The 7040-nt window shown below is 67.5% G+C and carries 6 protein-coding genes; 1 reads left to right on the top strand and 5 read right to left on the bottom strand.

The window, feature by feature from the left end:
* Window positions 1-297: 297 nt before the first annotated feature.
* From RT567_RS11770 to RT567_RS11790, 5 genes are read right to left on the bottom strand one after another with little or no spacing between them, the layout of a single operon-like run.
* Complete coding sequence (locus RT567_RS11770; protein ID WP_313576530.1) at window positions 298-2709, bottom strand: PAS domain-containing protein; 2412 nt, start codon at window positions 2707-2709, stop codon at window positions 298-300.
* A gap of 31 nt (window positions 2710-2740) precedes the next feature.
* Window positions 2741-3220, bottom strand: coding sequence for a YcgN family cysteine cluster protein (locus RT567_RS11775; RefSeq protein WP_313576531.1), 480 nt, complete (start codon window positions 3218-3220; stop codon window positions 2741-2743).
* A 40-nt stretch (window positions 3221-3260) separates the two neighbouring features.
* A complete protein-coding gene (locus RT567_RS11780; RefSeq protein ID WP_313576532.1) occupies window positions 3261-3599 on the bottom strand; it encodes a multidrug efflux SMR transporter in 339 nt (112 codons plus the stop codon).
* Entirely contained in the window at window positions 3596-4186 is a 591-nt protein-coding gene (locus RT567_RS11785; RefSeq protein ID WP_313576533.1) for a TetR/AcrR family transcriptional regulator, read from the bottom strand. The genes RT567_RS11780 and RT567_RS11785 overlap by 4 nt, the downstream gene beginning before the upstream one ends.
* 47 nt (window positions 4187-4233) lie before the next feature.
* Window positions 4234-4827, bottom strand: coding sequence for a hypothetical protein (locus tag RT567_RS11790; RefSeq protein ID WP_313576534.1), 594 nt, complete (start codon window positions 4825-4827; stop codon window positions 4234-4236).
* A gap of 97 nt (window positions 4828-4924) precedes the next feature.
* On the opposite strand from RT567_RS11790, the gene RT567_RS11795 reads away from it, so the two are divergent.
* Entirely contained in the window at window positions 4925-6742 is a 1818-nt protein-coding gene (locus tag RT567_RS11795) for an ABC-F family ATP-binding cassette domain-containing protein (protein ID WP_313576535.1), read from the top strand.
* The last annotated feature ends 298 nt before the right edge of the window (window positions 6743-7040 follow it).

Here is a 7040-nt window from a genome sequence, read left to right on the forward strand (position 1 = left end):
TTTCCCGCCATGACCGAACCATAGCGGACCAGCGTCCTCAGGCTGGCGAACAGCCTCCTGAACCTCCCAAAGCCAGGAATTTACAGGGTTTGCCCGCCCACACCGCGATACCCGCGCGCCGACACCTCTCCCTCCCCTTCACGGGGAGGGTGGCTGAGCCTGAGAGGCGAAGCCGGGTGGGGGCGGCAAGGCTGCTCACACGCCGAGGCCAGGATCACCGCGCCCTCCCCACCCGGTCGCTGCGCGATCACCCTCCCCGGGACGGGGAGGGAGAGACGCCATGTTCCGGCTCTTCGCCTAGACCGCCATCGCGGTCGGCCCGTCGCCCGTCAGCCACCGCGTCAGGGCGGCGGCCAGTTCGGCGATCTGGATCGGCTTGGCCAGATGGCCGTCCATCCCCGCCTCCAGGCAGCGCGCCACCTGCTCCGCCTGGACGTTGGCCGTCAGGGCCAGGATCGGCGTCCGGCGCCCCGTGCCCGCCTGCATCCGGCGGATCTCGCGCGTGGCCTTCAGTCCATCCATGACCGGCATGTGCACGTCCATCAGCACCAGGTCATAGGCGCCCGAATGCACGGCGTGGACCGCCTCGGCCCCGTCGGCCACGGCGTCGATCTCCAGCCCCAGATTCCGCAGGATGGCGCTGACCAGTTCGCGGTTGGCGGCCGCGTCGTCGGCCATCAGCACCCGGCCGCGGATCGCAGGGTCCGCCGCCTGTCCCTGGCGCGTCTCGACCGCATCATCTTCAGCCTCGGCCACGGCCAGCGGCGCCTCGAACCAGAAGGTCGAACCCTGCCCCGGCGTGCTGTCCACCCCGATGCGCCCGTCCATCAGCTCGACCAGACGGCGCGAAATCGCCAGACCCAGCCCCGTCCCGCCATAGACCCGCGTCGTCGAGGCGTCGGCCTGGGTGAAGCGGTGGAACAGTTCGTCGATCTTCTCAGACGGAATGCCGATGCCGGTGTCGCTGACCGCCGCGCGCATCCGCCACAGACCGTTCTCGTCAAACCGCCCGTCCAACGTCAGCGTCACCTCGCCCCGCGCCGTGAACTTCACCGCATTGGACAGGAAGTTGAGGATCACCTGGCGCAACCGCCCCTTGTCGCCGGTCAGGCGCGCCGGCGTATCGGCGGCCACCACCACACGCAGGATCAGGTTCTTGGCCGAGCACTGGCTCTCGATGATGGCGGCGGCGCCGTCCACCAGGGCCCGCGTATCGAACGGCTCGGGGTCCATCTCGATCGCGTCGGCTTCCAGCTTGGAATAGTCCAGGATGTCGTTGATGACGCCCAGCAGCGCCTCGGACGCCGTAGCGATGCGCTCGACATAGATGCGCTCTTCCGGCGGCAGGTGCTCCGACCCCTGCAGCAGGCCGGAGAAGCCGATTACGCTGGTCAACGGCGTCCGCAGTTCGTGGCTCATGTTGGCCAGAAATTCGCTCTTGGCCTGAACCGCCGCCTCGGCGGTCTCCTTGGCCTCAAGCACCTCGGCTTCCAGCGCCTTGCGCTGGGTCATGTCGCGGATCACCACCACCACGTCGTCGACATGGCCGTGTTCATCCCTCAACGCCTTGAAGGTGCATTCGACCCAGACGGTCTCGCCGTTCTTGTGCACCGCCCGGTGCTCCAGGCGGGTCGGCTCGCCGCTCTTCACCGCCTTGCCGATAGCGCCCAGCACCAGGTGACGGTCCTCGGGGTGAACATAGTCGGTCGACTGCCCCGTCATCTCTTCAAAGGTCCAGCCCAACAGCTGCTGGATGGCCGGCGAGATGTATTTGCTCGACCCGTCCATCTTGACCCGGGTGATGACGTCGCCGGTGTTCTCGGCCAGCAGGCGATAGCGTCGCTCATTGGTCTGGGCGACCCGCAGCAGGCGCTCGCGCTCGGTGACGTCCTGCATGACGCCGAACATGGCGATCACACGGCCGGTGGAATCCTTCTCGGTCGCGCCCTCGGCTGCGACGACGCGCTCGACGCCATCGGTCCCGACCAGCCTCAGCTTGAAGGTATAGCCCTCGCCCGTCTTCAGCGCCCGCTCGACCAGGCGCTGGATCTCCGCGCGGTCGTCTTCGTGATAGTGGTTGAACACATCCTCCAGCGTGGGCGAAAAGGCGCCCGGCGCGATCGCGTGGATGCGATAGATCTCGTCCGACCAGGTGACGGTCCCCGTCACGACCTCATAGCGCCAGCGCCCAACCCCGACCATGTCCTCGGCCAGCCGCAGCGTCTCCAGACGCGCCGCCTCCTGACGCATGGCCTCGGCGTGCTCCATCAGTTCGCCCGCCAGCCCGGCCAGCTCGCGGATCAGCCGCAGTTCCGTCTCGGTCGGCGCCGGACGCGGCTTGACGTCCATCACTCCGATGGCGCCCGCCGCGCGGCCGTCGACCCCGCGCACCGTGGCCCCCAGGAAGAAGCGCACGCGCGGCTCGCCGACCACCATCGGATGATCGCGATAGACCGGATGCTCCAGCGCGTCCTCGACCACCACCACGGCGTCGACGCCCATGCCCGCCAGGGCGTGGCTGACGCTGCTCATGCGCGGAATGCTGGTCTCGTCTAGGCCCACGCCAGACAGGAAGACGGCGCGGTCCTCATCCAGCACGGTGATCATGGCGTGGGGCGCGCGGAACGCCGCGCAGGCGATCGCCGTCAGCCGATCGAAGGCGTCACGCCCGCCCGCCGTCGTCTTCGATTGTGTTGCGACTATAGCCATTTCGCCCCCACCCTGGCCCGCCTCCAACGAATTAATCGTTAGCGACGCCCCGTTCGCCCATCCATTCCGGCGCTTCGAAGTCCAGCGCGTCCTCCGGCTCCTTCAACGCCAGTTCCGAGATCGTCTGACGCCGCACAGACACCCCGGCCGTGTGCACCGTTTCCGGATCGCCCGACACCAACGGGTGCCACCAGGCCAGCGTCCGCCCCTCATGCAGCCGGCGATAGGCGCACGACAACGGCATCCACTTCAGCCGCTCGATGTTGTCCGGCGTCAGCTGCACGCAGTCCGGCACCTCGGCCTGGCGCTGGGCGTAGTCGGTGCAGGTGCAGCGGTCCGGGTCGAACAGCTTGCAATGGACGTGCGTCGGAATGATCTGGCCCGAGTCCTCGTCCTCGAAGCGGATGACGCAACACAGGCCGCAGCCGTCGCACAGGCTCTCCCACTCGGTCGGAGACATCTCCGCCAAGGTCTTGGTTTCCCAGAAAGGCTTGGGCGACGTGGAATTCATGGGCGCGCCTATACGCCCCAAAACCCCGTCTGTCGCGGTTTCAGTGGCTGACGCTCTTGGAGAAGACGTTGATCACCACCACCCCGCCGATGATCAGCGCCAGACCGATGATCGCGGGCGTGTCCAGCTTCTGCTTGAACAGGAACAGGCCGATCACCGAGATCAGCACCACCCCCAACCCGCTCCAGATGGCGTAGGCCAGGCCCACCGGCATCTGCTTCAGCGCCAGGGTCAGCAGGTAGAAGGCGATGCCGTAGCACAACGCCAGCCCCGCCGTCGGCCAGGGTTTGGTGAACTGCTGCGACTGCTGCAACAGGGTCGTCCCCATCACCTCGAAGCCGATCGCGCCCAGCAGAGCCAGCCAGGTCGTAGGGCTCAAACGCCCGCCTCCCCATAGGCGTCCGTCAACAGGCTGCCCGGCGTCAGCAGCGACAGCAGGGCCTTGCGCTGATCCCGCGACACCTCATGCGTGCCGAACAGATCGGTCATCCACAGGCCGTCGGCGATCAGGCGCAGCATCAGGGCGTCGTCCCGTCCCATGGCGTCTTCCGGGTCATCCACCGCCAGGCTGCGGATCGCCGCGCGCCAACGCGGGATCAGGCTCGGCTCGATGGCGCAGGCGGCCAAAGCGGCGCGGCCGATGCTGACGTCCCGTTCCGTAGCCGGTTCGTTGACGACCGTCCTCAGATAGGCCCGCGCGTTGCGGCCATAGGGGTTGGGATCACGCGCGGCTTCAGTCAGCACGGTCGCCGTCATCTCATCCGCCAGGTAGTCGATCACGCCCTCCAGCAGGGCCTGCTTGTTGGGAAAGTGATGCAGCAAGGCACCCTTGCTGAACGGCAGGCGCGCCACCACCGCATCCAGCGTCACCGCCATCGCCCCCTGGTCGGCGGCGATCTCGATGGCCATTTCTATGATCTGGCGACGGGTGTCTTCGGGCGTGCGGCGGATGGTTTGCGTGTCCATGACGCTTTACATACCAACTGGACGGTATGCGTCAAGTCGAGACTCGCTCAGGCCTGTCTCGCTCTCCGCCGCGCCAGATAGACCCCGACCACGGTCGCCACCGTCAGGATCATGCCCAGGAAGACAGCGCCCAGCCCCAGGAAGACCATGGCGAACAACTGCCCCATGAAGCCCTGTCCCACGGCGATCACCGTCTGCGGCCCGACCTGCCCGTCATAGTCAGCCGAGATCCTGTAGGTTCCGGCCCGCTCGACACTAAACACATTGATCGCCTCGCCCTGACGCCCGCCCATTGAATAGGTCGAGCTTCCCATGGGTGCGCTCACCGCCACCGGCGCGCCGTCCACCGCCTCGACATGAACAGCCAGACCGGGCACTTGATCGACCGCATAGACCCGGCCGTCGACGACGCTGCGATATTCTAGAAAGACCGTGTGCCGGCCCGGCTCCAGCCGCAGTTCGCGCGCGCCCGGCACGACGATCTGCTCCAGCCCGTCGTCCAGCTTCGGCAGTTGCGTAAACAGCACCGCGCCCATCGCCGCGAACCCGCAGATCATGGGCAGCGCCGCCAAGGCGTACCAGCCCCGGCCCGGCCTCTTCTTCGCGGCGCGACCGTCTCTTGCCGAGGCGCTCAAATCCATTCGACCCTCCATCGTCATCGCTCGCGACTACAGCCCGCCGTCGGGGAAGCGTCAACGCCGATGGCCGAAGCGGCGGTCAGTCGCTATATGCGCCCCCATGGCCGCCAGACCCCCCCTCGTCGCTCTCAAAGATGTCCGTCTCCAGGACGGTCAACGCCCGCTGTTCGACGGTGTCGACATGGCGATGGAGCCGCGCAGCCGCGCCGCCCTGGTCGGCCGCAACGGGGCGGGCAAGTCCACCCTGATGAAGGTTGTCATGGGGCTGATCGAGCCGGACTCGGGCGACCGCTCGTTCCAGGCCGGCACCCGCTTCGCCTATGTCCCGCAGGAGCCGGTCATCACCGGCGAGACGCTCGCCGACTACGCCGCTTCGGGCGAGGCGGAGCGCTGGACCGCCGAAAGCTGGCTGGAGACCTTCGGCCTCAACCCGAACAAGTCCACCCAAGGCCTGTCGGGCGGCGAGATCCGCCGCGCCGCCCTCGCCAAGGCCTTCGCCGAAGAGCCCGACCTGCTGCTGCTGGACGAGCCGACCAACCACCTCGACATCCTGGCCATCGAACTGCTGGAGAACGAGCTGATCCAGGCCCGTTTCACCCTGCTGGTGGTCAGCCACGACCGCGCCTTCCTGAACCGCGTCACCGACACCGTCCACTGGCTGGAAGGCCGAAGGGTGCGCACCCTGAACAAGGGCTTCGTCGAGTTCGACGACTGGGCCGACAAGGTCATGGAGGAAGAGGCCGAGTCCCTGCGTCGCCTGACCAAGCGCATCGAGGCCGAGACCTACACCTTCTATCGCTCCATCACCGCCCAGCGCACCCGCAACGAAGGCCGCGCCCGCGCCCTGCAGCAGATGCGTCTGGACCGGGCCGAACGGGTCAAGGACATCCCGCGCGAACTGAACCTGGGCGTCGATTCCGGCGCCGTCTCGGGCAAGCTGGTCGCCGACATCAAGGGCGTCAGCAAGTCGTTCGGCGACCGCGCCATCTTCCGCAACCTGACCACCCGCATCATCCGCGGCGACCGGCTGGCCATCGTCGGTCCCAACGGCGCGGGCAAGACCACCCTGGTCAAGGTGCTGCTGGGCGAACTGGCGCCGGACGAAGGCACGGTCCGCATGGGCGCCAACCTCGAACCCCTCTACCTCGACCAATCGCGCGAGGGGCTGAAGTCGGACATGACCCTGTGGGACGCCCTGACGCCGGGCGGCGGCGACTCCATCCTGGTGCGCGGCCGCTCCATGCATGTCGCCGCCTACGCCAAGGACTTCCTGTTCCAGGAAGCCCAGCTGAAGCAGCCCATCTCCACCCTGTCGGGCGGCGAGCGCAACCGCCTGCTGCTGGCGCGGGCGTTAGCCCAGCCCGCCAATCTGCTGATCCTCGACGAGCCGACCAACGACCTCGACATGGACACGCTGGAGAAGCTGGAGGAACTGCTCGAATCCTACGACGGCACCCTGATCCTGGTGTCGCACGACCGCGATTTCGTCGACCGCCTGGCCACCTCGACCATCGCCCTGAACGGTCGCGGCGACGTGGTCGAAACGCCCGGCGGCTGGCAGGACTTCCTGCGCCAGAACCCCGGCTTCCTCGCCCCGCCCCCGACCCACGCCGACAGCGCGCTCTCAGGGGCGCGTCGGGTCGAGAAGGCCGAGCCTTCCGACCGCGCCCCCAAGAAACAGGTCAAGCTCTCCTACAAGGACGCCCGCCGTCTGGAGGAGGTCGAGAAGCTGATGGAGACCCTGCCGGTCGAGATCGCCCGACAGGACGCCATCCTGGCCGATCCCGACCTCTATTCGCGCGACCCGGCCGCCTTCGACCGCGCCATGAAGGCCGCCGAAAAGGCTCGCGCCGAGCTGGAGGCCGCCGAGTTGGACTGGCTGGAGCTGGAAGAAAAGAAGGCCGCCCTGGCGAGCTGACGAACGCGCGGCGCCTTGCCGCACATTCTTCGTCAAATCCCTCCGTATCCGGCCAACCCTTCCGCGATAAAGGCCGAACCTACGGTTTACATTCGCCCTCGCTTGTCGCCTCATTCCAAGCTGGGCGGCGTCGTTCGCGCGCCTGGCTCTCGAGGGGGAGCCGCGTAGACAAACTGGGGGTTTATCCATGAAGAGACTGCTTGTCGTCGCCGCTTCGGCGCTGGCCCTGGCCGGGCCGGCCATGGCGCAAAGCGGAGGCCAGAGCGGGCCTCAGGGCGCGCCGCGCGTCGATGTCGCC

The organism is Brevundimonas sp., from assembly GCF_032107865.1.
Lineage (GTDB): Bacteria > Pseudomonadota > Alphaproteobacteria > Caulobacterales > Caulobacteraceae > Brevundimonas.